Genomic DNA, 26,425 nt, shown 5'->3' with positions numbered 1-26,425 from the left:
CCTCATTATAATAGTTATATAAAATATTATAATGTGTCTGTGAAGTTTTTAAAAGCTTTTTTTCCAGTATCATCTCTTTTGAAGACCCCAGCATGCTCTAAAACTGTAGAGAAAGTTTTTCCTATCTCTTCTTTTAAAATATCTAATGTTACAATATTGTCTCTTTTTGACACTATATTTTTAATCCAATCATAATGTTTACCAAGAGTAGGATTCTCTTTTAAAGTAATTTGCCAATTTGGATTTTGTAATTCTTTTTCTAAAAGAATCATTTCTTCTTGAAGTCTTCCAGGTAAAATAGCAAGTCCCATAACTTCAATAAGTCCTATATTTTCTTTTTTTATATTGTGAACTTCAGAATGAGGATGGAATATTCCCATAGGGTGTTCATCAGAGGTTATATTATTTCTTAAAGCTAAATCTATTTGATATTCATCGCCTACTTTTCTAGCAATAGGAGTAACGGTATTGTGAGGAATACCTTCAGAATAAGCTATAATATCAACAGTTTCATCACTATAATTTTTCCATTTTTCAAAAATATATTCAGCTGCTTCAGATAGAGTTTCCTTATTTTTTGAAGATATTCTAATAACAGACATAGGCCATTTAATGGTTCCGCAACTAACTTCAGGAAAATCTTTCATTTGAAATTTATTTTCGATTGGAGCTTTCTCCATAGGGAATGTATGCTTTCCAGCTTGGTAATGATCATGAGATAAAATTGATCCCCCAACTATAGGTAAATCAGCATTAGAACCAATACAATAATGTGGAAAGATTTCAATAAATTCTAAAAGTCTATCAAAAGTATCTTTGCCCATTTTCATAGGTCTGTGATCTTCACAAAAAACTATAGAGTGTTCATTATAATAAACATATGGAGAAAATTGAAAATACCAATTTTCAGACTTTAAATTCATAGGAATAACTCTATGTGTTTGTCTAGCTGGATGATTTAATCTTCCACTATATCCCACATTGTCTAAACACAAAAGACAACTAGGATAAGAAGACTTAGGCATATTTTTTTCTCTTTCAATATCTTTAGGATCTTTTTCAGGTTTAGCCAAATTAATAGTTATTTCTAAATCGCCGTAGGGAGTATTCGAAAACCAATGTAAATTTCTTTTAATTCGAGCATCTCTAATATAATTGGTATTTTTTGAGAATTCATAGTAGTTAGCTGTTGCTTTTTCAGGTGAAATTTTAAAATCATTATTGAACTTATTAATAACTTCTTTCGGTCTTGGAGTGATACAATTCATTAATTTAGTATCTAAAAGTTCCATTTCAGATGGAGAATCATTAATCAAACTATTTTCAATAGCCCAATGACAAATATCTAGAAGTATAATTTCAAGATCTCTTCCTGTTTTAGGTTCTTCTTTTTTCCACTCTTTTAAATTTAAAACATCGAGTAAAAGATTTCTAGAGTAAATCTCTTCACATGAATCGATTAGTTTTTTTTGTAATCCGTAGTTTAACAGTTCTTGTATTAAAGAGTTAATCATTAAAAATCACCTAACTTTTTAGCTCCATCTCCTGGATTACCAATATAGAATGTTGCTTCTAGCCCTGTTTTTTCCTTGTATTTTTTACCAACATTTTCAATAAATTTTTCAATACAATCATTTTTAACTAAAGAAACAGTACAACCACCAAATCCTGCACCTGTCATTCTAGAACCGATAGTTCCCTCTTCTTCCCAAGCTGCTTCAACTAAGCTATCAAGTTCAAGACCAGTAACTTCATAATCATCTTTTAAAGATTTGTGAGAATCATTCATAAGTTTTCCAAAAGTTAAGATATCTCCGTCTTTTAAACATTTCATAGCTTTTAAAACTCTTTCATTTTCAGTAACAGCATGTCTAACTCTAGGTATAGCTTCTTCAGACTTTATAAAATGTTTTGTATTTTCAAATTTTTCTGAATCCATATCACAAAGAGCATTAATGTTAATACCATTATCTTTTAAATCTTTTAGTGCGTTTTCACAAGAAGCTCTTCTTTCATTATATTTAGATTCACCAAGACCTCTTCTTTTATTTGTATTTGCAATAATAATAGACGCATTATTTAAAATAAATGGAGCATAAGAATACTCAAGTGTATTACAGTCTAAAAGTATAGCGTGATCTTTCTTACCCATTCCAATAGAAAATTGATCCATAATTCCACAATTAACACCAATAAATTCGTTCTCTGTTTTTTGACTTAATTTAACCATATCAACCATATTAATATCTAAATTAAATAGAGATTTAAGGATAACTGATGTTAAAACTTCAATAGAAGCAGAAGATGATAAACCTGCACCATTTGGAATATTTCCAAAGAATAAAACATCAAATCCACTATTTATATTAAACCCAGAATCTAAAAAAGTTTTTACAACACCTTTTGGATAATTAGCCCAATCATCTTTTTTGTCATATATTAAAGAATCTAAAGAAAATTCAATAATTCCTAAATCTTTAAAATTTTCAGAAGACATTCTAAAAATGTTATCCTCTCTCTTAGTTACAACAGCATAAGTACCAAAGTCTAATGCACATGGAAAAACTTTACCACCGTTGTAATCAATATGTTCTCCAATTAAATTAACTCTACCAGGTGCAAAGAAAACTTCAACTGAAGTTTTATCATCTTTTTTAAATTCTTTTTTAAAATTTTTTACTAAGTTATTGATAAGTTCCATAAATAATCTCCCCTTTATTTTGTTTATTTTGATTTGAGTATACTTTAAAAATAGATTACTTAAAAGTAAAAATATAATTTTAGAACAAAGTTAATTAAAAAAGTTAAAAAAGTTAGTGTTAAATACATTGACTTAGAGACTTGGATAGAGGTATTATAAATTATATAGAATTAGGGAGGAATATATGGATTTTACACAATCTCAACTAAGAATATTAGAGATGATTAAAAATAAAAATAAAATATCAAGAAAAAGGATAGCAGAGGAGTTAGAGTTGACACCAGCAGCTATAACAAAATCGATTGAACCTTTATTACAATGTGGGATAGTTTTAGAGGTGTCTCAAAGAGAATCAACTGGTGGGAGAAGAGCGATAGATTTATCTTTGAATAAATATTGGGTAGGAAAAATTTTGGGAATATCATTAACTCCTACATCGTTGGTAATATCAGTTGGAAATGTAGCTGGGGAAATAGTTAAAACAAAAAGTTATAAAATATCAGAAGATAAAGAGTTAATAGATTATTTAGAAACAATTATTGAAAAAGAATTAGAAGAGGAAAAAGGAATAAAAGTTATATCGATGGCAATAACTGGACTTATAAACTCAGAGAAGGGAGTTATTATATTTTCTCCTCACTATAAAAGAAAAAAAATCGATATAAGAGATAGAATTGAAAAAAGATTTAATTTACCTACTCTGATAGAAAATGATGTTAGAGCTATGGCATTAACAGAAAAATATTTTGGTGGAGCTCAAGATAGTGAAAATTATGTAGTTTTAAATGTTTCAGAGGGAATTGGAAGTTCAATATTTGTAAATGGGAATTTATTATCAGGCCACGGATTTATTTCTGGAGAGATTGGTCATGTAGTTATGGATAGAAGTAGTTTAAGAAGATGTTCTTGTGGAAAAAGAGGGTGTTTAGAAGCTGAGGCTTCAAATAAAGCGATAATAAATAGACTTGTTTCTATGATTAAATTAAATAACTATAGTTCATTAAAAGAAAAATTAAATACCAAAGGAACAATTGGGATTCTAGATGTATTACAAGGAGTTAAAGAGAGAGATTTTTTAAGTACAAAGGTTAGCACAGAAGCTATGGTTATAATTGCTCACAGTATAGATATGATAATCTCTTTAATAAATCCAGAAAAAATAATTTTAGTAGGTGAATTATTTAAAGAAAATTTACTTTTAAATACTTTGAAATTAGAATTACAAAAAGTTACTTTAGAGGAACAAAAATATGATTTAATAGTTTCAAATATGTTAGATGAAATGCATACTTATAACCCAATATCGGTTGTAAGACATAATTTATTTAAAAAAAATATGTGGAGGGATGAGGTTTGAAATTAAATATTACAGAGTTTGGAACAACTTTTAATGGTGAAGAAGTATTTTTGTATAATTTGAAAAATGAATTTGTTGATTTAGAAATTATTTCTTTGGGGGGAATTATAAAATCTTTAAAAACTTCTGATAAAAACGGAAATTTTGAGAATATAGTTTTGGGATATAAAACTCTAGGAGAATATGAAAAAAATGAATATTTTTATGGATGTATAACAGGAAGAGTAGCTGGAAGAACAAAAGATGGAATTTTAAAAATAGGAAATAAAATTTATGAACTGCAAAAAAATAATGGAGGAAATAATTTACATGGAGGTCCTAATGGTTTAAATGCGAAAGTGTGGAAGGGTGATGCAAAAGTTTCTGATAATAAAGGAATTTTAACTTTAACATATAAAAGTCCTCACTTAGAAAATGGATTTCCAGGAGAAGTAGATTTTAAAGTTATATATACTTTAGAGAAAAATGAATTGAAAATAGAATATTTTGGAGACAGTGATAGAGATACATATATAAATTTAACAAACCATTCATATTTTAATTTGAGTGGTGAAGCGAAATATGATATAAAAGAACAATTTTTAAAAGTTAATGCAGAGGGTTATGGTTGGGTAGATGAAAATACAGTTCCTTTAAAAATGGAGAGAGAAGATAATTTTGTTAATTTTGAAAACTTTCAAAAATTAGGAGATATATTACAGTTATCACATAAACAAGTAGAGATTGTTGGAGGAGGAATTGATCATCCTTTTGAATTATCAAAAAAATATAATTTTGATATTGAGTTAAAGGATGAGGAATCAGGAAGAAACATTAAAGTAAAATCTAGTGAACCTGTAGCAGTTATTTATACAGGAAATTTTTTAGATAAAAAGCATAATGGAATATGTTTTGAAATGCAAGATTATCCAGATATTTTTAACTTTATGCCAGAAAAGGCTAAAATTTATAATAATAAAATAGAGTATTATACATATACAACATTCGAATTTAATAACTAATTGTAAAATAAATGTAAAAAAAGAGTTAAAAATAAACAAAAATAGTTGAAAAAAATAAAAAGATGCTATATAATAACCTCAGATTTAGTAAAAAACAAGGAGGAAGAATTAATATGGCAGAAGTAGTACTAAAAAAAGTAGAAAAACAGTATCCTAATGGATTTAAGGCAGTTCATGGTATCGACCTTAATATTAAAGATGGAGAGTTCATGGTATTTGTAGGACCATCTGGTTGTGCAAAATCAACTACTCTTAGAATGGTTGCAGGTTTAGAAGAGATTACAGGTGGAGAAATCTATATAGGAGAGAAGCTAGTTAATGACTTACCTCCAAAAGATAGAGGAATCGCAATGGTTTTCCAAAACTATGCTCTATATCCACATATGACAGTTTATGATAACATGGCATTTGGACTTAAAATGGCAAAAGTTCCTAAAAATGAGATTGATAAAAGAGTTAAAGAGGCAGCTGAGAAACTTGAGATTACAGATCTTTTAGATAGAAAACCTAAAGAGATGTCTGGAGGACAAAGACAAAGGGTTGCTGTAGGAAGAGCTATTGTAAGAAAGCCAGAAGTATTTTTATTTGATGAACCACTATCAAACTTAGATGCAAAATTAAGAGTTTCTATGAGAGTAAGAATAACTCAACTTCATAAGCAATTAAAAGAAGAAGGTCAAAATGCAACAATGATTTACGTAACACATGATCAGGTTGAAGCTATGACAATGGGAGATAGAATTTGTGTATTAAATTATGGAAAAATTATGCAAGTTGATACACCATTAAATCTATATAATACTCCGGCAAATAAATTCGTAGCAGGATTTATTGGTTCGCCAGCAATGAATATTGTGAAGGCATCTTTAATATCAAAAGAAAACAAATTATTTGTAAAATTAACTAATGGGGATGAATTAGAGTTACCAAAGGAAAAAGCTGAAAAAGTAAAAGGACACGTAGGGAAAGATGTATGGTTTGGAATAAGACCAGAAAATGTAGGAAATAAAAATACAGCAAAACCTGGTGATTCATCATTAGTAGGAAAAGTAAATATAGTAGAGCAAATGGGTAATGAAGAGTTTATCTATTTCTTTATAGGAGATGCACAATATACAGCAAGAATTCCAGCAGAGAAATCTACAGGAGCAAACTTTAATCAACAAGAAAATTTCTATTTCGAAATGGATAAGTGTCATTTATTTGATATAGAAACAGAAAAAAATATAACAATTTAATAGTATGAATATAAAAAGAGGTCTTTTTTTAAAGGCCTCTTTCTTATGTTAACTTTATTTATTTTCTACTGTAATAGATAACAAATCTTCGTTTAATTTATAAGCTGTAAAAAACAAAGAACTTGCTTCTTTTGAAAATAGATTAGGTGTTCCTTCTGGATAATAATCTTCGAAGTCATCTGAGTCTTCAACAATATATGGAGATTCTAAAAAATCAATAAACTCTCCATCATTAAAATATTGTTTATAAATTTTTAAAGCTTCACTCTTATTCATTTCCATTTTTATTCCTCCCTTAGCTTAATTAGCTTATGTTACTTTCTACTAAAGAATTGATAAAAATCCTACAAAGAATTTTATAGTTTTTATTGTATTTGACAAAAAAGAAAAATTAAAGTATATAGAGATATTGAAATAACTCAAAATAGGAGGAGATTTATGAAGAAACTTATCAATAAAAAAGAAAATATCGTAAAAGAGATGATTGATGGAATGATAAAGGCATTTCCAAATAGTATTGAAAGTGTAAAAGATTTGCCAATTATTGTGAGAAAAGAAAAGAAAAACAAAAAGGTAGCTTTAATTAGTGGAGGAGGAAGTGGTCATGAACCAGCTCATGCAGGATTTGTAGGATATGGGATGTTAGACGCGGCAGTAGCTGGAGAGATATTTACTTCTCCTAGTGCTGATAAGGTTTATGAAGCAATAAAAGCAGTTGACTCAGGTGCAGGGGTTCTTCTTATAATTAAAAATTATAGTGGAGATGTAATGAATTTTGAGATGGCTGCAGAAATGGCAGAAATGGAAGGAATAAAAGTAGGGAAGGTAATTGTTGACGATGATATAGCAGTAGAAAATAGTACATATACAGTTGGTAGAAGAGGAATTGCAGGAACTGTATTTGTACATAAAATTTTAGGAGCAGCAGCAGAGGCTGGATATTCTTTGGAAAATCTTGAAAAACTTGGAAAAGTTGTTGTAGAAAATATAAAAACAATGGGAATGTCTTTGAAGTCGTGTATGGTATTTACTACTGAAAAAAATAGTTTTGATTTAGCGGAAGATGAAGTTGAAATTGGATTAGGAATACATGGAGAACCTGGGACGCATAGAGAAAAGTTTGTAGATGCAAATACACATGTAGATCATCTTTTAGAAAAAATATTGAAAGAGTCTAAAATAGAGAATGAGAAAGTGGCGGTTTTGATAAATGGATTAGGAGAAACCACTTTAATAGAACTATTTATAGTTAATAATAGAGTTACAGATATTTTAAAGGAAAAAAATATTATCATAGAAAAAACTTTAGTAGGAAATTATATGACATCTTTAGATATGGGAGGATTTTCAATTACAATATTAAAACTTAATGATGAAATTGAAAAATTATTAAATGCTAAATCTGATACTGTGGCGTTAAAAACATTCTAGGAGGACAGATGGAATTAATAACTTTAATAGATAAAATAGCAGATAGAATATATGAAAATAAAGATTATTTAAGTGAATTAGATAGAGAAATTGGTGATAGTGATCATGGTGTAAATCTATCTAGAGGTTTTCAAAAAATTAAAGATGAAAGTGAAATATTAAAAAGCCTTAATTATTCAGATTGTTTCAATAAAATGGCAATGATACTAATATCTAATGTAGGTGGAGCATCAGGAGCAATATATGGAACTGGATTAATGAAAGTAGCTCAAACTTTAAAGGGAGTTGATATATTAGATAGGAATAACATAGTAAAAGCAGCTGAAGCAATGGTAGAAGGGATAAAAATGAGAGGGAAGGCTCAGTGTGGCGAGAAAACAATGCTAGATACAATAGTACCAGTAGTTGAGGTATTAAAAAATAATAAAGAAGATTCTTTAGATGCATTATTAAAAAAAATTCAAATAACAGCAAAAGATGGAATGGAATCAACTGAAAATATGTTAGCAACAAAAGGAAGAGCGAGCTACCTAGGAGCAAGGAGTATTGGTCACATAGATCCAGGAGCAATGTCTTCATATTTAATTATTGATACAATCTGTAAAAATTTAAAGTAGGTGATAAAATGTTAGGTTTCGTAATTGTTTCTCATAGTAAACGTTTAGCTGATGAAGTTATCGAACTTTGTAATGAAATGAAAAAATATAACTTTCCTGTAGTAAATGGAAGTGGAACAGATGAAGATTATCTAGGATCAAATCCTTTAATTATAGCGGAAGCCATAAAAAAAGCATATATAAAAGGAGGAGTTGCTATTTTTGGTGATTTAGGAAGTTCAATATTAAATGCAGAGTTGGCGTTAGAATTTTTAGATGAGGATTATGATAAAGAAAAAATAAAAATAATGGATGCTCCTTTAGTTGAAGGTGTATTAATGGGAATGGCGATAAATGATGATAAATTAACTTTAAAAGAGTTAGAAGATGAATTAAAAGAGTTAAAGTTTTTAAGTAAGATATAGAGAGTACAAGCTATTAAAGTTATATTTTAATAGCTTATTTTTATATAAAAAAATAAAAAATGTAACTTATGTTACAGAAAAATTGTCTAAAAAGATATATTATATATTCAAAAGAGAAAGGAGAGGATATTGTGGGAAATTTTGGAGGAAATTTACAAAAGATTAAGAATGGTAAAAAAACATATGGAATAACACCCCATATTCCAGGAGGATTTGTAACACCAAATACACTAATAAAAATAGCAGAAGTTGCTAAAAAATATAAAGGTGTTTTAAAAATTACATCGGGACAAAGAATTTTAATAACAAATTTGAAAGAAGAAGACTTAGCTAGTGTTTGGAACGAGTTAGAAATGGAACCAGCTGTAAAAACCCAAAATTCTGTAAAAAATGTAGAAATTTGTCCTGCAAATTTTTGCAAAAGATCAAAATATCCTACAATAGGTTTAGGTATGAAAATTAGTAATGATTTTCATGGAATGGAACTTCCATGTAGAACTAAAATAGCAGTAGTTGGATGTAGAAACGCATGTACAAGTGCTTATTCTAAAGATATTGGTGTTATTGTAGATATGGATGGGAAACTTTTTATTACAGTTGGTGGAAGTGCAGGTTTTAATCCTAGAAATGCAGATATTTTAATTAAAAATCTTTCTGAAAATGAAGCGTACCTTTTAGTAAAAACTGTATTGGAGTATTATAATGAAAATGCTCAAATGGGAGAAAAGTTAGGTCATTTTATAGATAGAATAACAATAGATAAGTTTAGAAGTGATATTATAAAAGAAAAAAAATTAAAGGAGGAAAAAAATGATAACTAAGGATACTATAATAGCAGATATTATTGAAATAAATCCAATGGCAGTAGAAATTTTAATGGGATATGGGATGGGATGTATAGGATGCCCGTCAGCACAAATGGAAACTTTAGAACAGGCATGTGAGATTCATGGATTGAATATAAATGAAGTTTTAGAAAAATTAAATAAAAAATAGAGAGGTGTAAAATGAGTTTATTTTTAGGAAAAATACACTATTGGCTTTTTAATAAAATATTATGGTTTGAAAATATAGAAGAGTGTGTTATTACTTTAGCTTTAGAAGAGGGAATGGACGTTAAAAATATTAGAAATGAAATTGAAAGTAAATATGGAAAAAAACTTGAAAATAGAAATTTAGAAGAGATTATTGATTTAGAAAATATACACGGATGGTTACAAAATAGAATACATTCATCAGAAGCAAGATTAGCAGCATGGATAAAAATTATTTTACAAAATGATTTAGATGCTCAAATAAAATTAGAGAAAATTTTTCAAGAACAAGGTGTTTTAGCAGCAAGAGAGGCGAAAATTGAAATAGACTATATTAGTGCTACTGATATATATAATAGTATAAATAATTATATTTTAGATGGGATGCCTTGTGATAGAGTAAATGTTGTATCAGTTTCTGAGGAAAATCTTGTGAGTTGGAAAAGAAGAATTTGTGTACACGAAGAAATTTGGAGTAAAGAAGGTGTAGATGTAAGGTTTTTTTATAATTTAAGAAACATTTGGATAAAAAACTTTGTAAAGGAATTAAACAATAATTTTGAGTATTTAGAAGAACCTTTAGGAGAGTATAAAATATTAAAAAAGAATTAAAAAATAAGTACTTAAACGTAGCGAAGTTAATAACTTCGTTATTTTTATAAATGTCACTAATTTGACTGAAACTATAAATCATGTTACAATATATACATTATCTAAAAAAAGGGAGGTTTTACATGAGTGTGAACAAAGGAGAAAATATAGGGTTAGATATCGAAAAAACAAAAACTTTCAAAAATTTTTTATTAAGAGAGAATCCCATTTTTTACATTTCGTTTTTTATCATTTTTACAATTTTATCAGTTATTGGATTAAATAAATCCCAGTTTGAAAAGATAACAAAAGTATTATTAAATTCCATAATAACAAATTTTGGATTTTTATATTTAATAATAGTATTGTTAATAGCATTAGTATGTTTATATCTTTGTTGTAGTAGTTACGGTGATATTAGATTAGGGAAAGATGACTCAAAACCAGAATATTCAAATATTTCTTGGTTTTCAATGCTTTTTTCAGCTGGAATGGGAGTAGGGCTAGTATTCTTTGGGGTAGCAGAGCCTATGACTCATTTTGTAAATCCAATAGGTGGAATAGAAAGTGGTTCTAAATCGGCAATAGATTTTGCGTTTAATACATCATTTTTTCATTGGGGAATACATCCATGGGCTATTTATAGTTTTTTGGCCCTAGGAATGGCTTATTTTCAATTTAGAAAAGGAGAAAAAGGACTTATTAGCTCACTATTTTCACCGATTTTAAAAGGGAAAAAATATGAAAAACAGTTAAAAATGATAATAGATGTGATAGCTATTTTGGCAACAATAACAGGAGTAGCGACAACTTTAGGATTTGGAGCACTTCAAATAAATAGTGGACTAAATTATCTTTTTAATATTCCAAACAATATAATAAGTCAAATTATAATAATAGGTGTTGTTACAGTTATTTTTGTATACTCAGCATTGGGGTCACTGGATAAGGGAATAAAAACTTTATCGAATTTAAATGTGTTAATATCATTTTTATTATTGTTTATTGTAATTGTTTTAGGACCTACAATAGGAATTTTCAATGTTTTTTCAGAGAGTTTAGGAAATTATTTGAATAATTTTTTGAAGATAAGTTTAAGAACAAATAGCTTTGGTGATAAAACATGGTTATCTTCATGGACAATCTTTTATTGGTCTAATTGGGTTGCTTGGACACCTTTTGTTGGAACATTTATAGCTAGAATATCTAAAGGAAGAACTATAAGAGAGTTTATTATAGGAGTTGTGGTAATCCCATCGCTAGTTTCATTTATATGGTTTTCAGCTTTTGGAACATTAGGAATATCTTTGGGAAGAGAGTTTGCAAAAGTAGCAATAGAGCATACTGAAACAGCGTTATTTTTAGTTTTTGGTGAGTATCCTTTGGGAGATTTAATGAGTGGAGTAGCTATTGTTTTATTAGCTTCATTTTTTATAACCTCAGCAGATTCAGCAACATATGTTTTAGGAATGATGAGCTCAGATGGAGATTTAAATCCTCCAAAATATAAAAAGTTAATTTGGGGAGTTTTTCAATCTCTTTTGGCAATAGCTCTTATATCTGCTGGAGGGTTAGATATGTTAAAAACAGCATCTATAATAATAGCTTTTCCACTTTTGATACTACTTCCTATAATGATTTTTTCACTTTTTTACTCTCTTAAGAGAGATATTTTTATAAAAAAGCGTATAAAATTGAAAAATGAAATAAAAAAGATGTCTTTAGAAGAGATAGGATATCTTTCAGATACAGTAAAAGATTTAAGAATTTGCAAAGAAGAATAATTTTAAAATGAAAAAATATGAAACTAATTTCACCTAGGTAAAATTAGTTTCATATTTTTATTTATATGCTCTTTACAAAGTCCCATTTATAGGGTAATAAAGTGGGGACTAAAATTTTGAGGGGGTTTACAAAAATGAATACAGTAAAGATGATGCTATTATTAAGTTCAGTATTAACAACATTATGCTATTCGGATAATTTAGATGGGTCTAATCATGCAAAAGGTCACGAAGGTATAAATCCTGGGAGTTATTCTAAAACAAATCCATTTTGGACAAATAATCCAGAAATATTTGGAGATAACAGAGAGAAAGCACACGTAACTAAAATGTCTTTTAATACTATTGAAGAGGCACTAAATAATCCAAATTATACTGATTTTAAAAATTCTAAAAACTTTAAAAGTTTGAATGGAGATTGGAAATTTAAATTAGTGGATCATCCAGATCAAGATTTAAAAGATTTTTACAAAACTTCCTATAATACGAATAATTGGAAAACTATACCAGTTCCATCGAGTTGGCAGTTACATGGATATGATCAAATTAGATATAATGATACAGCATATCCTTGGGAATATCAAAAAACACCGATAAATCACCCTGATACTCCTAAAGATTATAATCCAATTGGTTATTATAAAAGAGAGTTTAATATGGATAAAAATTGGGGTGGAAGAGAGGTTTATATCTCTTTTCAAGGTGTTGAATCAGCATATTATTTATACGTAAATGGAGAGTATGTAGGATATAGTGAAGATTCATTTACAGGACATGATTTTGATATAACAAAATTTTTAAAAGAGGGAAGCAATGAAATTGCAGTTAAAGTATATAGATGGAGTGATGGTAGTTGGTTAGAATCTCAAGATATGATTAAATTAAGTGGTATTTTTAGAGATGTTTTCTTATATTCAACTCCTAAAACATATATAAGGGATTATACAGTTGTAACAGATTTAGATAAAAATTATGAAAATGCAGATTTAAATGTAAAGGTAGATGTATCTACAAAGTCTGGTTTTGTCCCAGGGAAATATACTGTTATTGGAAAAGTTTATGATGATAAGAAAAAAGAAGTTAAGAATTTTGAAAAAGTTGTTGAAGTTACAGGAGATGAATTAAAGCAAATTATAAATTTTAACGAAAAATTTATAAATCCCAAAAAATGGAGTTCAGAAGAACCAAATTTATATACTTTAGTTTTAGCTTTAAAAAATCCTAAAGGTGAAATAATTGAAACTGTAAGCAATAGAATAGGATTTAGAAAAGTTGAAATAAAAGATAATAAAATAATGGTAAATGGAAAGAAACTGATGTTAAGAGGAGTTAATAGACATGAGTTTACAGGAGATAAAGGTAGAGTTGTAAGTGAAGATGTAATGCGTAAAGATATTGAACTTATGAAACAAAATAATATAAATACAGTGAGGTCTTCACATTATCCTAATGATCCTAAGTGGTATGATTTATGTGATGAGTATGGACTTTATGTTATGGATGAAGCTAATTTAGAAACTCATGGAAGACTTGATGAGATTCCTCAAGATAGAGTAGAGTGGACACCAGCAGTTATAGATAGACAAGAAGCAATGGTTGAACGTAGTAAAAATGAACCATCTATAATTATGTGGTCAATAGGAAACGAATCATCAACAGGAAAAAACTTTGAATTAGCTGCAAAATATTTAAAAGAAAAGGATCCAACAAGACTTACTCATTATGAGCCACAAAGAGATATAACTGACACATATAGTAGAATGTATAGATCAATAGAAGAGATGAAGGCGTATTTGGTTTATGAAGATAATACAAAACCATATTTACAATGTGAATTTGCTCATGGAATGGGTAATAGTATTGGAAATCTTCAAGATTATTGGGATGTTATGGAAAGTAATGAAATATTTCATGGTGGATATATTTGGGACTGGGTAGATCAAGCTATAGAAACAATTGATCCTAAAACAGGTGAAAAATATTTTGCATATGGTGGAGATTGGGGAGATGAAGAATTTACAGATAAAAACTTCTCAGCTAATGGATTGATATTTGCTGATAGAACAGTGCAACCAGAACTTATAGAAGTAAAAAAAGTATTCCAAAATATAGGTATAAAAAATTCTGATTTATCCAAAGGAAAAATATCTTTAGAAAATAAATATATGTTCACTAATTTGAAAGATTATAGTGGAAATTGGGAAATTACTGAGAATGGAAAAGTTATAAAAAGTGGAAAATTTGAAGTAGATTTATTACCTGGAGCTAAAAAAGATGTAGATATTCCATTAAAAGATATAAAATTAGATTCTAAAAAAGAGTATTTCATAAATATAAATTTCGCATTAAAAAATGATAAAAGTTGGGCACCAAAAGGTTATATTGTTGCAAGTGAGCAATTCCAACTAAAAGATAAAAATATTAGTGAGAAAATAGATTTAAAGAATGTTAAAGAATTAAAGTATAAAGAAAATAATAGTATTTTAGATATTTCAGGGGAAAATTTTAAAGCAGAGATTGATTTGAAAAAAGGTGGAATAAAATCTTTTGAAAGTAATGGAAAAAATATTATAGAAACTCCACTTGAATTTAATTTCTGGAGAGCTCCAAATGATAACGATAGGGGAAATGGAGCAATGAAAAGACTTGATACTTGGAGATATGCTGGTAAAAATAGTAAAGTTGTAAATTATAAAGTTGAGAATATAGAAAATAAAGTTATTAAAGTAGATTTAGAAATAGATATTCCTACAAAAGAAACATCAAAACTTTATGTAACGTATCTTATTGATGGAAATGGTGAAATTTTAGTAGATTCGTCACTGTATTCTCCAAAAACTTTACCAGAAATACCTGAATTTAGTATGATAACAGAATTAAATCCTAAAAACAATAGAGTTAAGTGGTACGGAAGAGGACCAGAAGAGAATTATATTGATAGAAAGACAGGGTATGATGTTGGAATTTATGAAGAAAATGTAGAGAATTTCTTTATTCCATATATAAATCCATCTGAGACAGGAAATAGAAGTGATATTAGATGGGTTGAAATCGCTAATGAGAATGGAGAGGGATTATTAGTTACATCTCTTCCAGAGAGAGAAACTTTAGAGTTTAATACACTTTATTATACTCCTGAAGAACTTTCGAGTGGAAAAAGACATCCATTTGAATTAGATAAGAATAAGAACGTAGTTTTAAGAATAATTGGAAAACAGATGGGAGTTGGTGGTGATAATTCATGGGGAGCTAGACCACATGATCAGTATCAGTTAAAATCTGGAGAAGTACAAAGATACACATTTAAAATAGTAGAAAAAAATAAAGATATAGATTCATTTGAAAAAAGAGATAATAATTTAGATATAGATTCTAAAAATTATTTTGAAGCAAGAAGAGCTATTGAGCAAGTTGCAAATAATGTAGTATATCTATCTGATTTAGGAGTAAAAAACTCAAATAAGATGACATCTAAAGATAAAACTATCGCTGAAAATCCATTGACTCTAAGACTTGAGAATGGAGAGGTTATAAAATTTGACAAGGGTATAAATGGATTATCAGACAATGATATAATTGTTAATATTGAGGGAAAAGGATTTAAAAAGTTCCAGAGTTATGTAGGATTAGATAGAGAAGTTTTAGGTTATAGAGGAACAGCTGAATTTAAAGTTTTTGCTGATGGAAAAGAAGTTTTTAATAGTGGCGTTATGAAAAGTTCAGATAGAGCTAAATTTATTGATATTGATTTAAATGGAGTTAAAGAACTTAAGTTACAAATATTAAATTCAGATGGTGTAACAAAATATGATCATGGAACATATGGAGATGCAAAATTTGTAAAATAAAATGCTAAAATAATTAATTAGAAAAAGAGTTGTGGAGAATTTTCATAACTCTTTTTTTTGTAAAAAATATAAAAAATTATCCAATAAAAAAAAACTATATAGTTATAAAATGATTGAAGTTTGAACATAAAAGTGCTATAATTTGGTAATATGTAAAAAATGAAATTAGGAGCGTACAAATATGAATGACTGTGTAATTCTAAAGGGAAAAAAGGACAGGTTAGTTGTGCAATTAGATAGTAACATCGATTTTAGCTCTTTAAAAGATAAATTTTCTGAAAAGATTAAACAGGCTGAAGCATTCATAGGCGATGCGAAAATAGCCATTGAATTTACTAATAGAAAACTAACAGAAATAGAGGAAAATATTTTAATCGGAGTAATAAATAGAGAGACGAATATAAAGATAGCATTCATTTTTTCTGAAAAATCTACTTTTTCGCAGTTACCAGGAGGACAACTTCCATTTAGTAATATAAAAGATGTAACAGATGAGGGATGTACAAAGTTTCATAAAGGAACTTTACGTTCTGGACATAATTTAGAATTTGATGGAAATGTAGTTGTATTAGGGGATGTGAATCCAGGTGCAGTAATTAAATCTAAAGGAAACGTTGTTGTATTAGGATATTTAAATGGAACAGTTTATGCAGGAGAAGATGATGGTTCAGAGGCCTTTGTAGGAGCTTTTTCTTTAAATCCTATTCAAATAAAAATAGGACAAGTTATAGCGAAAAATCCAAGTACAAATGTATTAGATGTTAATAAAGTTAAAAAAACCTTAGATTTTGAAGTAGCTTATTTAAAAGATGGAAATATTTTTATTGAAAAATTCAATAAAGCAACTTTAGAGCATATGGTAAAAATATAAAGGGAAATAGGAGGAATTATGGGAAAAGTTATAGTAATTACTTCAGGAAAAGGTGGAGTAGGTAAAACGACGAGTAGTGCTAACTTAGGGGCTGCACTAGCTATGCAAAATCAAAAGACACTATTAATTGATACAGATATAGGTTTAAGAAATTTAGATGTTGTTATGGGATTAGAAAATAGAATAGTTTATGATTTAATCGACGTTATAGAGGGTGTTTGTAAGCCTAAGCAAGCTATAATAAAAGATAAAAGAAATGATAATTTACATCTTTTACCAGCAGCTCAATCAAGAGATAAAAATGCGGTAACTCCAGAGCAAATGAGAGAGTTAATTGAAATACTAAAAGCTGAATATGATTTTGTATTAGTTGATTGTCCAGCAGGAATAGAGCAAGGATTTAAAAATGCTATCGCAGCGGCAGAAGAAGCTTATGTTGTAACAACACCAGAAATTTCTGCAGTTAGAGATGCAGATCGTATTATTGGATTATTAGAAGCAAATGAAATTAGAAATCCAAAATTAATAGTTAATCGTTTAAGAGTAGAAATGGTTAAAGATGGAAATATGTTAAGTGTGGATGATGTAACAGATATTTTAGGAATAAAACCTATTGGAATTGTTCCAGATGATGAAAATATAGTTATATCAACAAATAAAGGAGAACCTTTAGTGTATAAAGGGGAATCTTTAGCAGCTAGAGCATATGTAAATATAGCTTCAAGAACACTTGGACAAAATGTTGAGTTTTTAGATTTAGATCCTAAAGTTGGATTTTTTGATAAGATAAAAGAAATATTTAAAAAATAAGGGGAGGCGAAATATGGGATTTTTTAGTTTTTTGAATAAAGAAAAATCTAGTTCAGTAGCTAAAGACCGTTTAAAGTTAGTACTGATACATGATAGAGCTATGCTTTCTCCCAAAATGCTTGAAACTTTAAAAGATGAAATAATTGCAGTAATATCTAAATATGTGGATATAGATAGAGATTCTTTAAATATTGAAGTTTCTCAAGAGGCGGAAACGGGAAGAGAAACAGCATTGATAGCAAATATACCTATAAAAATAAAAAAATAGTACTACGGTGCTATTTTTTTTTAATAAATGAGGGGATAAAATTAAATAATACAGGGGGATAAAAATGAAAAAAGAAAATTTAAGTAAACTATTATTACTTTTAGTTGCCATGATTTGGGGAAGTGGATTTCCAGCTACAAAAATAATTTTAGATAGTGGAATAAAACCATTTGAATTTTTAGGAATAAGATTTTTTATAACAGCAGTAGTCATGTTTTGTATTATGAAAATAAAAAAAATAAAAATTGAAAAAACTGAAAGAAACTTAGGATTAATAGCGGGCTTAATTTTATTTTCAGCCTTTGCTTTTCAAACGGTTGGATTAGTTTATACAACTTCATCTAAAAATGCTTTTATAACTGGAGCAAATGTTATTTTTGTACCATATATTGTATGGATTATCACAAAAGAAAAACCAAAGTTAATTTACATACTATCATCTATAATGTGCTTTATAGGTATAGGGTTTCTTTCTTTTGAAAAGAATTTAACAATTAATTTTGGAGATTTCTTAACTTTTATATGTGCTATATGCTTTGCTCTTCAAATTGTAGTTATAGGAAGCAGAATAAAAAATAAAAATCCCTTTACAATTAATGGATTTCAAATGTTTTCAGCAGGAATTATTGGAATCTTGCTGAATATAATATTTGAAGGAGCAACAATCTTTACTAGAACATATGATTTTAAACAGATTTTAGCATTAGTATACATAATTCTTTTTAATACTTTCATCTGTTATTCAATTCAAACATATGCTCAAAAAGAGATTAATCCTAGTCAGGTTTCTTTAATTTTAACAACAGAGATAATATTTGGAGCATTATTCTCTGTTTTACTTTTAGGAGACAAGATGACTTTTCAAGTTGTAATAGGTGGATTACTAATTTTTACATCTATACTATTAACAGAAGTCAAAAAACGATAAAAGTTAATTAGGAGGAAAACATGAGCCATATTGTAGGTAAGTCAGCATATAAAAGTTTAGAGGAGAGACTTAACAGATTTCCTCAAGGAGCACCACCATCTAAAGTCCTATATGATATACTAGCGATACTATTTTCAGAAAAAGAGGCAGAGTTAGTAGCACAACTTCCAATAAAGCCTTTTACATTAAAAAAGGCAGCATCAATTTGGAAGATATCAGAAAAAGATGCTAAAAATATTTTAGATACACTAGCATCAAGAGCGATTTTATTAGATACGGTACATAAAGGGGTTCAAACTTATATACTACCACCACCAATGGCTGGATTTATAGAATTTTCTATGATGAGAACTAGAGGAGATATTGATCAAAAACTTTTAGGAGAACTTTTATACCAGTATATGAATGTAGAAGAGGATTTTATAAAGGATCTTTTTTATAGTTCGGAAACAAAATTAGGAAGAGTTTTTGTAAATGAAGATGCTCTAGAAAAAACTAGAGAGACACAAAATACCATGTCTTCAAATACTTTAGATAATTTAGTTCAAGTTTTAGATTATGAAAAAGCTTCACATATAATAGAAACATCAGACCATATGGGAATTAGTATGTGTTATTGCAGACATAAAATGCAACATGTGGGAAAAGCTTGTGATGCACCAATGGATATTTGTATGACTTTTGGAAATGTAGCAAACTCATTGATAAATAATGGTTACGCAAGAAGAGTTGATAAAATAGAGGGAATGGATTTACTTCAGCAAGCATATGATAGTAATTTAGTTCAATGTGGCGAAAATGTAAGAGAGGGAGTAACATTTATTTGTAATTGTTGTGGATGTTGCTGTGAAGCTTTAGTGGCAGCTAAAAAATTTGGAATGATGCATCCCGTAGAAACAACAAACTTTTTACCTAAAATAAATCATGAGACATGTATAAATTGCGGTAAGTGTTTAAAGGTTTGCCCTGTTAATGCTATAAAGAAAATAGAGGGAGAATACGTAGTTCAAGAGGAACTTTGTTTAGGATGTGGAGTATGTGGAAGAGCTTGTCCTAAAAGTAGTATATTATTAATGCCTCGTGAAACAAGAGTGATAACTCCAATAAACTCTGTTCATAGATCAGTTTTAATGGCAATTGAGAAAGGTATGCTTCAAGAGTTGATATTTGATAATAAAGCTTTATTTAGTCATAGAGCTATGGCGGCCATACTAGGAGCAATTTTAAAACTATCTCCTGTGCATAAAATTATGGCGAGTAAACAGATGAAATCAGTTTACCTAGAGAAATTATTAAAAAATTATTAATTTTAAGAATGGAGAGGTTTATGAAAAAAATTATAGTTTTCCTATTTATTTCGATGATATCTTTTGTAAAAGGGGATGAAGTGAGTAAAATAAAAATGAGAGAACTTATAAAGCAGATAAAAACCCAATCCAAAGAGAAAATATTAGTGCCACAAAATGGAACTAATATTTTTTTTAATGGAGATAAATTGGATATGGAATTTATAAAAAATGTAGATGGGGTTTCCCAAGAATCATTGTTTTATGGTGTTGGAGGTATAAATGAAGCAACTCCTGAAGATGAAAAAAATTATCTTTTAAAGAATTTAATTGAAATAGAAAAAGAGGGAAAAGTAGTATTTTCAGTAAATTATGCTAACGATAAAAAGTTGAGAGGTAAAATTTTAAAGGATACAGAGAAATATAATTTTGTGGGAGAAGCAGTTTCTTCATATAGTGCTAATAGTATTTTTCAACCTCTTCAAAAAAATAGTTTAAAAAATGTAACTAACTTAAAGGAAGTTAAAAATTTTTTATATCTTTTAAATCCTGAAAAATTTAAGAATGTAGATGATTACTATAGAGTTTTAAAGAATACAGATTTTGATTTATTAATTATAGAACCTAGTTTAAATGGTAAATTTTTAACAAAAGAACAAATCAAATCTTTAAAAATAAGAAAAAATGGAACTCGAAGATTGATAATTGCTTATTTTAGTATAGGAGAAGCAGAAAATTATAGAGGTTATTGGCATAATTCTTGGAATAAAAAACTACCTGAATGGATAGTTAAAGAGAATGAGAATTGGGAAGGTAATTTTATAATAAAATATTGGAGTCCTCAGTGGAAAGAGATTATAAGAAATTATCAGAAAAAATTAGATGACATAGGAGTAGATGGGTACTATTTAGATACTATAGACACTTATGAGCAGTTTTAAAGGTGGTATTTTATGAAAAAAAATTTTATTTTAAGTATAGTTGAAAGTATTGTATATTGTCTAGCAATATATTTAATATTTTTTTATTTTTCAAATTTTAAAAGTGATTTCTTAAATATGAATATTCAACCATTAACTATTGTTATAGGAATAATGGCATTAAAATATGGAGTCTATATTAGTCTACAAACGGTTATAATAGCCTCATTATTTTATATTCTTGCTTACTATCAATTAGGCAATGATTTAGTTGTGTTCTTTTTAGATTTTAGTTATTATAAATTTATTTTGCTTTTCTTTTTTATTGCCCTATCCCTTGGAAGATTTTCTGATAATCTTAGAAAAAAAATTGATGATTTAAAAGATGAGAATAAAATCTTAGAAGAAAAAAATCAAAATCAAAGAGAAAAAAATTTAGAATTAGTGAATATAAATGAAAGATTAAAAAGTAGAATAGTGGGAAGTAAAGAAAGCATTTTAACTCTACATCAAATAACATCTTCAATATTAACTAAAAATGTAGAAAAAATATTTACACAAATTTTGCAGATATTAACAGATTTTTTAGGAAGTGACGTAGTATCGATATATATATACAATAAAGAGAGAAATACGTTTAGAGCAAGAGTAAAAATAGGAAATAGCGTAATTCCAAACTTTATAATAGTAGAAGAGGGAGATATATACTCTAAAGTTTTAAAAAGTAAAGAAACACTAGAAGGGAATAGAGATTTAAATATAAAAAATCCTGTTTATGTAGCTCCAATTTTGAAGGGCGAAGAAGTTGTTGGAATTGTAAACATAGAAAGATTAAAATATAATAATCAAGAAAAATATCTATTAGAATTGTTTAAGGTAATAAGCCAGTGGATTAATAATGCTTTAGTAAATGCTTTTGATAAGGCAGAGATTGAAATATTAAAAAATTCATATGAAAACACAAGAATATATAATTTACAATATTTTTCATATATTTTAGAAGAGGATAAGAAAAGAAAAAAATTATTTGGATCTGAATATATAGCATTAGAAGCTGGAAATCCAAATTTTACACCAAAAGAATTGAATGAAAAGTTAAAAGGAAAAGTTAGAGATATAGATGTTGTAGGAATGAGTGAGGAGACTATAAAATTTCTTTTTGTAAATGCTAATAGAGAAAGTAAAGATGTTTTAATAAAAAGGGTTTCTGAAATTCTTCCAGGAGTTGAAATATATGAAATCTAAATATATATTAGGTCTAGTACTAATAGCAGTATTCTTTTTTCAAGAGTTAAGAATAAAAAATTTGGAAGATATATTTAATTTAAAACAGATTTATAATTTTAGTCTTCCAACTCCAGTATCTGGAAATTTAAAAATAGAAAAACCTGAAAAATATCTTATTTTATACGGAGATGGAAGTGAGGGAAGTCAAGATATAAAAGATGGATTAGAAGAGGTTTTTAATTTTTCAAAAGTTAAGTATGACTCAATTTCAATTTCAACAGATAAAGCTTTAGATTTTTCTGAGTATAGTTTAATAATCTTAGCAGTAGAAAATTATAGTGGTTTATTAAAGGAAAACTTTTTAGGAATAAAAGAGAGAGTTGAAAAAGGTGGAAATCTTTTTATAACTCAAAGATCTTATAGAAGTCCTTTTAATCAAATGGCTGGGATAGAAAAAATTGGTGAATTTATTGAAACTAAAAGTTTCAATTTAAAAAAAGATATATTTCCAGGATTAAAGGATTTAAAACCTGGAAGTATTATCTTTGGTAGCTCGGGACTAAAAATGAATTTAAAAAAAGATATTGATGTGATAGCTACAACAGATAATAATGAACCTTTAATGTGGATTAGAAAATATGGAGAGGGAAAAGTATTTTTTAGTAATACCACATTATTTCAAGGTAAAATTTTTAGAGGAGTAATGAAGCAATTAATAGCTTATATTGAAGATGTTACATTTTTTCCAATTTTAAATTCTAAAATACTTCAAATTGATGATTTCCCATCACCAATTCCAGTAGTTCAAAATGAAATTATAAAAAAAGAGTATGGAATGGATACTTCAGGATTTTTTAATCTTATTTGGTGGCAAGATATGATGGGAATTGCAGAAAGACAAAGATTAAAAATGACAGGATTTATTATAATTGAGTATAACGATTTAACTATTAAAGATAAAATAGTCAGAGTTGGAAAAAAGACGTTTGATGATCTTAGTAAAAGAGGAAGAGAACTAAAATCGATAGGTGGAGAATTAGGATTACATGGATATAATCATTACTCTTTAGGATTGGAAAAAGAGATTGATTATGAAGATTATGGATATACACCATGGGAAAGCATTGATGCAATGAAAAAAGGATTAACAGTAGCAAAGGATGAAATAGAAAATATTTATGGTGAAAATTTTAATATTTATAGTTATGTAGCACCAAGTAATCTATTACCTGTAAGTGGGAAGAAAGCTATAGTGGAAACATTTACAAATTTAAAAGTATTTTGTGGAATTTTTTATGGAGAGAATGAACCGGGATTACTGTTACAAGAAGTAGGAAGAGATCCAGATTTTAAAAATATATACTCCCTTCCTAGAATGTCATCTGGATTTTTCTATACAGATACAGTTATTTGGCAAATATATAATGCTATTGGAGCATATGGATATCTTTCACATTTTATACATCCAGACGATATTATGGATAAAGAGAGAGGAAATGGTAAATCTTGGGAAGAGTTAAAAGCAGAGTTTGAAAGAATATTTTCAACTGTAAATAGTAACTATCCAGTTTTAAAATCACAAATTCAAAGTGAAATGACATATGATTATAGTGTTATAGAAAATATTGATTTAGAATATGAAAAGAAGGATAACAATGTTTTCATAAATATAAAAAACTATAGAGGACAATTTGATTCACATTTTAAAATAAAAAATAAAAAAATAATTAAAGTCCTAGGTGGCGATTTTAAATTTATTAACAAAAGTGAAAATGAATCTTTTTATATTGTGACAGCAAAAGACCCAGAAGTTAAAATAATATTGGAGGATTTATAATGAAAATAAAAAAGATATTCCTCATATTTATATTTCTTATATTAGATATTCTAATATTTTTTTATTTTAAAAATGGACTCTTAAGTTTCAGATCATACTTTTGGATTTCTCATTTTTCATTAGCTTTAATTTTTATATATTTAAATAGATTATTTTTAGGAGAAAATCAATTTGATATTTTTATTTTAATTTTTCCTATAGTTGGATATGTTATGGCTTTAATAAATAATTTTTTATTTTTTAGAGAATATTTTAAAAGTGATATTGAAATAAATGAGAATTTAGAAAAATATATTTTAAATGAAGAGAAAGAAATAATTGTAAATAGCTCAATTGATCTTAATTTAATAGGAGCTTATGATATCTTGGCAGTTGGAACTCCAACAGAAAAGAAAAACTTTTTAATTGGTTTTGAAACTCAAAATTTAAAGTTTAAGGTCGATGTTCTAAAAAAAGCACTGTGGGATGAAGATATAGAAGTTATACACTATGCAGCAACAGAGATAAATAAAATTGATGAAAATTTTCAAAAGGTTATAAAGGAAAAAGAGATGTTAAAAGACTCAAATGAACTTTCTAAAATATATTATGATTATTGTACTTCAGGACTTTTGCTTGGAGAGATTTTAGAATTTTATCAAAATAAATACATAGATATTGCAAAGTCAAAAGAAAATTTAGATATAATTGATAAATATAATCTTTTAACTATTTATAAAGATATGAAAGATTATAAAGCGTGTAATAGACTAATTCAAGAACTTATAGAAAAAAAAGATTTAGATGAGAAAATAGTGGAATTTATAGAAAAATATTACTATGATTTAAATGATTATGAAATGTTGAAAGAGGTTAAAAAATGGCAAAAATCTGTTTAATATGCGAAGGGTCTTATCCATATGTTGTAGGTGGAGTATCTTCATGGATTCAGGATTTAGTAAAATCCAATGAAGAACATTTATTCTCAATTGTATGTATAATACCAAATTTAGATTTTGCAAAAATAAAATATGAAATACCTAAAAATGTTACAGAGATTAAAAATATAATTTTGGATAAAAATTATGAGATTTCACCGTTTAAAGTTTTTAAAAATAGATTTAAATTTAAGAAATTAGAGGAAGAGATAGAAAAAATTTTAAATTTTAATAATCTTGATTCTGAAGAAGTTATAAAAATAATAGAAAAAATATCAGATAAAAAATATGGAAATCCATTGGAGATAATAATAAATAAGAGTTTTTGGAATAGTTTATTAAAATACTACAAGCAAAATTATGATGGAATTGGATTTAATACTTTTTATTGGACATATAGAAATATATTTTTAAATTTAATATCTTTATCTCAAGAGGAGTTGCCAAAAGCTGATATATATCATCCTGTGGCAACAGGGTACTCTGGATATGTATCCGCACTAGGAAAAATAAAAAATGGTGGATCATTGCTTTTAACAGAACATGGAATTTATCCACGTGAAAGAGAGGAAGAAGTTATTGGTGCTAAATGGATAGAGAAAGATTTTAAAAAAATATGGATAGATTTTTTTTACTTTTTATCAAGATTAACCTATGATGAGTGTGATAAAATAATATCTTTATTTGACTACAATAAAGAACTTCAAATTGAAAATGGAGCAGATTCAAAAAAGTGTGAAGTAATTCCAAATGGTATTGATATTGAATCTTATTCTAAAGTTATAAGAGAAAAAAGAGAAGGGTTTAATATTGGTTCAGTTTTAAGAGTCGTTCCTATAAAAGATGTAAAAATGATGCTAAAGGGATTTAAAATGGCGTTACCTAAGCTGAGAAATACTAAACTTTTTTTAATAGGACCTACAGAGGAAAATGAGGAGTATTATAACGAGTGCTTAGAATTAGTAGAAAATTTAGATTTGAAAGATTATGTTACTTTTACAGGAAGAGCAGATGTAAAAGATTATTATAAATTTTTAGATTTTTTAATGTTAACATCAATTTCAGAAGGACAACCACTTAGCATATTAGAAGGATTAGCTTGTGGAATTCCTTTTATAGCTACAGATGTTGGAAATTGTAGAGAAATTTTAAAAGAAAAATCTGAAGGAGAAGCAGGAATAATTGTACCACCAACTTCATACTCTGATTTAGGAGATGCTATAGTTTCACTTTTTCAAAATAGAGAAAAAATAAATGAGATGGGAAAAAATGGAAAAGAGATAGTTAAAAAATACTATTCAAAAAAGAAATTTATAGATTCATATAAAAGATTATATAAAGAGTTAGGAGAATAA

24 protein-coding genes are annotated in these 26,425 nt (G+C 27.6%); 21 read left to right on the top strand and 3 right to left on the bottom strand.

Annotated elements, in window-relative coordinates; translation table 11 throughout:
• Positions 1-26: 26 nt before the first annotated feature.
• Both galT and HMPREF0202_RS07920 read right to left on the bottom strand, forming a co-directional pair.
• Positions 27-1,514 (bottom strand): UDP-glucose--hexose-1-phosphate uridylyltransferase, encoded by a 1,488-nt coding sequence (gene galT / locus HMPREF0202_RS07925; protein ID WP_023050361.1) that lies wholly within the window; start codon positions 1,512-1,514, stop codon positions 27-29.
• The gene (locus HMPREF0202_RS07920; RefSeq protein ID WP_023050360.1) at positions 1,514-2,701 is read right to left on the bottom strand and encodes a galactokinase; all 1,188 of its coding nucleotides are present in this window, start codon (positions 2,699-2,701) and stop codon (positions 1,514-1,516) included. Before HMPREF0202_RS07920 ends, galT begins: the two co-directional genes overlap by 1 nt.
• Positions 2,702-2,885: 184 nt before the next feature.
• Here HMPREF0202_RS07920 and HMPREF0202_RS07915 point away from each other — a divergent pair, with 184 nt between their 5' ends.
• From HMPREF0202_RS07915 to HMPREF0202_RS07905, 3 genes are all read left to right on the top strand, one after another.
• A complete protein-coding gene (locus HMPREF0202_RS07915; RefSeq protein ID WP_023050359.1) occupies positions 2,886-4,058 on the top strand; it encodes an ROK family transcriptional regulator in 1,173 nt (390 codons plus the stop codon).
• Positions 4,055-5,059: an aldose epimerase family protein gene (locus tag HMPREF0202_RS07910; protein ID WP_023050358.1), complete on the top strand. Its 1,005-nt coding sequence runs from the start codon at positions 4,055-4,057 to the stop codon at positions 5,057-5,059. The genes HMPREF0202_RS07915 and HMPREF0202_RS07910 overlap by 4 nt, the downstream gene beginning before the upstream one ends.
• Positions 5,060-5,172: 113 nt before the next feature.
• A complete protein-coding gene (locus HMPREF0202_RS07905) occupies positions 5,173-6,297 on the top strand; it encodes an ABC transporter ATP-binding protein (RefSeq protein ID WP_040406906.1) in 1,125 nt (374 codons plus the stop codon).
• 54 nt (positions 6,298-6,351) lie between these two features.
• On the opposite strand, the gene HMPREF0202_RS07900 is transcribed toward HMPREF0202_RS07905, so the two are convergent.
• Positions 6,352-6,579, bottom strand: a complete 228-nt coding sequence (locus HMPREF0202_RS07900; RefSeq protein ID WP_023050356.1) for a hypothetical protein — start codon at positions 6,577-6,579, stop codon at positions 6,352-6,354.
• Positions 6,580-6,735: 156 nt separating this feature from the next.
• Here HMPREF0202_RS07900 and dhaK point away from each other — a divergent pair, with 156 nt between their 5' ends.
• The 18 genes from dhaK (at position 6,736) to pelF (ending at position 26,425) form a co-directional block, all read left to right on the top strand.
• Positions 6,736-7,728 (top strand): dihydroxyacetone kinase subunit DhaK, encoded by a 993-nt coding sequence (gene dhaK / locus HMPREF0202_RS07895; protein WP_023050355.1) that lies wholly within the window; start codon positions 6,736-6,738, stop codon positions 7,726-7,728.
• A gap of 8 nt (positions 7,729-7,736) precedes the next feature.
• Positions 7,737-8,345, top strand: a complete 609-nt coding sequence (dhaL, locus tag HMPREF0202_RS07890; protein WP_023050354.1) for a dihydroxyacetone kinase subunit DhaL — start codon at positions 7,737-7,739, stop codon at positions 8,343-8,345.
• An 8-nt stretch (positions 8,346-8,353) separates the two neighbouring features.
• A complete protein-coding gene (dhaM, locus tag HMPREF0202_RS07885) occupies positions 8,354-8,749 on the top strand; it encodes a dihydroxyacetone kinase phosphoryl donor subunit DhaM (RefSeq protein WP_023050353.1) in 396 nt (131 codons plus the stop codon).
• A gap of 131 nt (positions 8,750-8,880) precedes the next feature.
• The gene (locus HMPREF0202_RS07880; RefSeq protein ID WP_040406904.1) at positions 8,881-9,570 is read left to right on the top strand and encodes a nitrite/sulfite reductase domain-containing protein; all 690 of its coding nucleotides are present in this window, start codon (positions 8,881-8,883) and stop codon (positions 9,568-9,570) included.
• Positions 9,560-9,745 (top strand): DUF1858 domain-containing protein, encoded by a 186-nt coding sequence (locus HMPREF0202_RS07875; protein ID WP_023050351.1) that lies wholly within the window; start codon positions 9,560-9,562, stop codon positions 9,743-9,745. The genes HMPREF0202_RS07880 and HMPREF0202_RS07875 overlap by 11 nt, the downstream gene beginning before the upstream one ends.
• Before the next feature lie 11 nt (positions 9,746-9,756).
• On the top strand, positions 9,757-10,395 hold the full coding sequence (locus HMPREF0202_RS07870; protein ID WP_023050350.1) for a hypothetical protein: 639 nt from the start codon (positions 9,757-9,759) through the stop codon (positions 10,393-10,395).
• A 122-nt stretch (positions 10,396-10,517) separates the two neighbouring features.
• Positions 10,518-12,158, top strand: coding sequence for a BCCT family transporter (locus tag HMPREF0202_RS07865; RefSeq protein WP_084537658.1), 1,641 nt, complete (start codon positions 10,518-10,520; stop codon positions 12,156-12,158).
• 134 nt (positions 12,159-12,292) lie between these two features.
• Positions 12,293-16,006: a beta-galactosidase, LacZ type gene (lacZ, locus tag HMPREF0202_RS07860; RefSeq protein WP_051364144.1), complete on the top strand. Its 3,714-nt coding sequence runs from the start codon at positions 12,293-12,295 to the stop codon at positions 16,004-16,006.
• A gap of 181 nt (positions 16,007-16,187) precedes the next feature.
• A complete protein-coding gene (locus HMPREF0202_RS07855; protein WP_023050347.1) occupies positions 16,188-16,877 on the top strand; it encodes a septum site-determining protein MinC in 690 nt (229 codons plus the stop codon).
• Positions 16,878-16,895: 18 nt separating this feature from the next.
• Positions 16,896-17,687, top strand: coding sequence for a septum site-determining protein MinD (gene minD / locus HMPREF0202_RS07850; protein WP_023050346.1), 792 nt, complete (start codon positions 16,896-16,898; stop codon positions 17,685-17,687).
• A 13-nt stretch (positions 17,688-17,700) separates the two neighbouring features.
• A complete protein-coding gene (minE, locus tag HMPREF0202_RS07845; protein WP_023050345.1) occupies positions 17,701-17,955 on the top strand; it encodes a cell division topological specificity factor MinE in 255 nt (84 codons plus the stop codon).
• A gap of 64 nt (positions 17,956-18,019) precedes the next feature.
• Positions 18,020-18,883 carry a DMT family transporter gene (locus HMPREF0202_RS07840; protein ID WP_023050344.1) on the top strand — a complete coding sequence of 288 codons (864 nt, stop codon included), beginning with the start codon at positions 18,020-18,022 and terminating at the stop codon, positions 18,881-18,883.
• Between the two features lie 20 nt (positions 18,884-18,903).
• On the top strand, positions 18,904-20,190 hold the full coding sequence (locus tag HMPREF0202_RS07835; protein WP_023050343.1) for a 4Fe-4S dicluster domain-containing protein: 1,287 nt from the start codon (positions 18,904-18,906) through the stop codon (positions 20,188-20,190).
• Positions 20,191-20,210: 20 nt separating this feature from the next.
• Positions 20,211-21,110 carry an endo alpha-1,4 polygalactosaminidase gene (locus HMPREF0202_RS07830; RefSeq protein ID WP_040406902.1) on the top strand — a complete coding sequence of 300 codons (900 nt, stop codon included), beginning with the start codon at positions 20,211-20,213 and terminating at the stop codon, positions 21,108-21,110.
• A 12-nt stretch (positions 21,111-21,122) separates the two neighbouring features.
• Complete coding sequence (locus HMPREF0202_RS07825) at positions 21,123-22,334, top strand: GAF domain-containing protein (protein WP_023050341.1); 1,212 nt, start codon at positions 21,123-21,125, stop codon at positions 22,332-22,334.
• Positions 22,324-24,153: a DUF2194 domain-containing protein gene (locus HMPREF0202_RS07820; RefSeq protein WP_023050340.1), complete on the top strand. Its 1,830-nt coding sequence runs from the start codon at positions 22,324-22,326 to the stop codon at positions 24,151-24,153. The genes HMPREF0202_RS07825 and HMPREF0202_RS07820 overlap by 11 nt, the downstream gene beginning before the upstream one ends.
• Complete coding sequence (locus tag HMPREF0202_RS07815; protein WP_023050339.1) at positions 24,153-25,031, top strand: hypothetical protein; 879 nt, start codon at positions 24,153-24,155, stop codon at positions 25,029-25,031. The genes HMPREF0202_RS07820 and HMPREF0202_RS07815 overlap by 1 nt, the downstream gene beginning before the upstream one ends.
• On the top strand, positions 25,013-26,425 hold the full coding sequence (gene pelF, locus HMPREF0202_RS07810) for a GT4 family glycosyltransferase PelF (RefSeq protein WP_023050338.1): 1,413 nt from the start codon (positions 25,013-25,015) through the stop codon (positions 26,423-26,425). Before HMPREF0202_RS07815 ends, pelF begins: the two co-directional genes overlap by 19 nt.

This window comes from Cetobacterium somerae ATCC BAA-474 (assembly GCF_000479045.1).
Lineage (GTDB): Bacteria > Fusobacteriota > Fusobacteriia > Fusobacteriales > Fusobacteriaceae > Cetobacterium_A > Cetobacterium_A somerae.
The sequence above is the reverse complement of the archived record's forward strand: the minus strand, read 5'-3'. Positions and strand labels throughout refer to the sequence as shown.

Coding starts and splice junctions, on each gene's coding strand:
- galT (WP_023050361.1), bottom strand. CDS start 1,514: ATGATTAACTCTTTAATACAAGAACTGTTAAACTACGGATTACAAAAA.
- HMPREF0202_RS07920 (WP_023050360.1), bottom strand. CDS start 2,701: ATGGAACTTATCAATAACTTAGTAAAAAATTTTAAAAAAGAATTTAAA.
- HMPREF0202_RS07915 (WP_023050359.1), top strand. CDS start 2,886: ATGGATTTTACACAATCTCAACTAAGAATATTAGAGATGATTAAAAAT.
- HMPREF0202_RS07905 (WP_040406906.1), top strand. CDS start 5,173: ATGGCAGAAGTAGTACTAAAAAAAGTAGAAAAACAGTATCCTAATGGA.
- HMPREF0202_RS07900 (WP_023050356.1), bottom strand. CDS start 6,579: ATGGAAATGAATAAGAGTGAAGCTTTAAAAATTTATAAACAATATTTT.
- dhaK (WP_023050355.1), top strand. CDS start 6,736: ATGAAGAAACTTATCAATAAAAAAGAAAATATCGTAAAAGAGATGATT.
- dhaL (WP_023050354.1), top strand. CDS start 7,737: ATGGAATTAATAACTTTAATAGATAAAATAGCAGATAGAATATATGAA.
- dhaM (WP_023050353.1), top strand. CDS start 8,354: ATGTTAGGTTTCGTAATTGTTTCTCATAGTAAACGTTTAGCTGATGAA.
- HMPREF0202_RS07875 (WP_023050351.1), top strand. CDS start 9,560: ATGATAACTAAGGATACTATAATAGCAGATATTATTGAAATAAATCCA.
- HMPREF0202_RS07870 (WP_023050350.1), top strand. CDS start 9,757: ATGAGTTTATTTTTAGGAAAAATACACTATTGGCTTTTTAATAAAATA.
- HMPREF0202_RS07865 (WP_084537658.1), top strand. CDS start 10,518: ATGAGTGTGAACAAAGGAGAAAATATAGGGTTAGATATCGAAAAAACA.
- lacZ (WP_051364144.1), top strand. CDS start 12,293: ATGAATACAGTAAAGATGATGCTATTATTAAGTTCAGTATTAACAACA.
- HMPREF0202_RS07855 (WP_023050347.1), top strand. CDS start 16,188: ATGAATGACTGTGTAATTCTAAAGGGAAAAAAGGACAGGTTAGTTGTG.
- minD (WP_023050346.1), top strand. CDS start 16,896: ATGGGAAAAGTTATAGTAATTACTTCAGGAAAAGGTGGAGTAGGTAAA.
- minE (WP_023050345.1), top strand. CDS start 17,701: ATGGGATTTTTTAGTTTTTTGAATAAAGAAAAATCTAGTTCAGTAGCT.
- HMPREF0202_RS07840 (WP_023050344.1), top strand. CDS start 18,020: ATGAAAAAAGAAAATTTAAGTAAACTATTATTACTTTTAGTTGCCATG.
- HMPREF0202_RS07835 (WP_023050343.1), top strand. CDS start 18,904: ATGAGCCATATTGTAGGTAAGTCAGCATATAAAAGTTTAGAGGAGAGA.
- HMPREF0202_RS07830 (WP_040406902.1), top strand. CDS start 20,211: ATGAAAAAAATTATAGTTTTCCTATTTATTTCGATGATATCTTTTGTA.
- HMPREF0202_RS07825 (WP_023050341.1), top strand. CDS start 21,123: ATGAAAAAAAATTTTATTTTAAGTATAGTTGAAAGTATTGTATATTGT.
- HMPREF0202_RS07820 (WP_023050340.1), top strand. CDS start 22,324: ATGAAATCTAAATATATATTAGGTCTAGTACTAATAGCAGTATTCTTT.
- HMPREF0202_RS07815 (WP_023050339.1), top strand. CDS start 24,153: ATGAAAATAAAAAAGATATTCCTCATATTTATATTTCTTATATTAGAT.
- pelF (WP_023050338.1), top strand. CDS start 25,013: ATGGCAAAAATCTGTTTAATATGCGAAGGGTCTTATCCATATGTTGTA.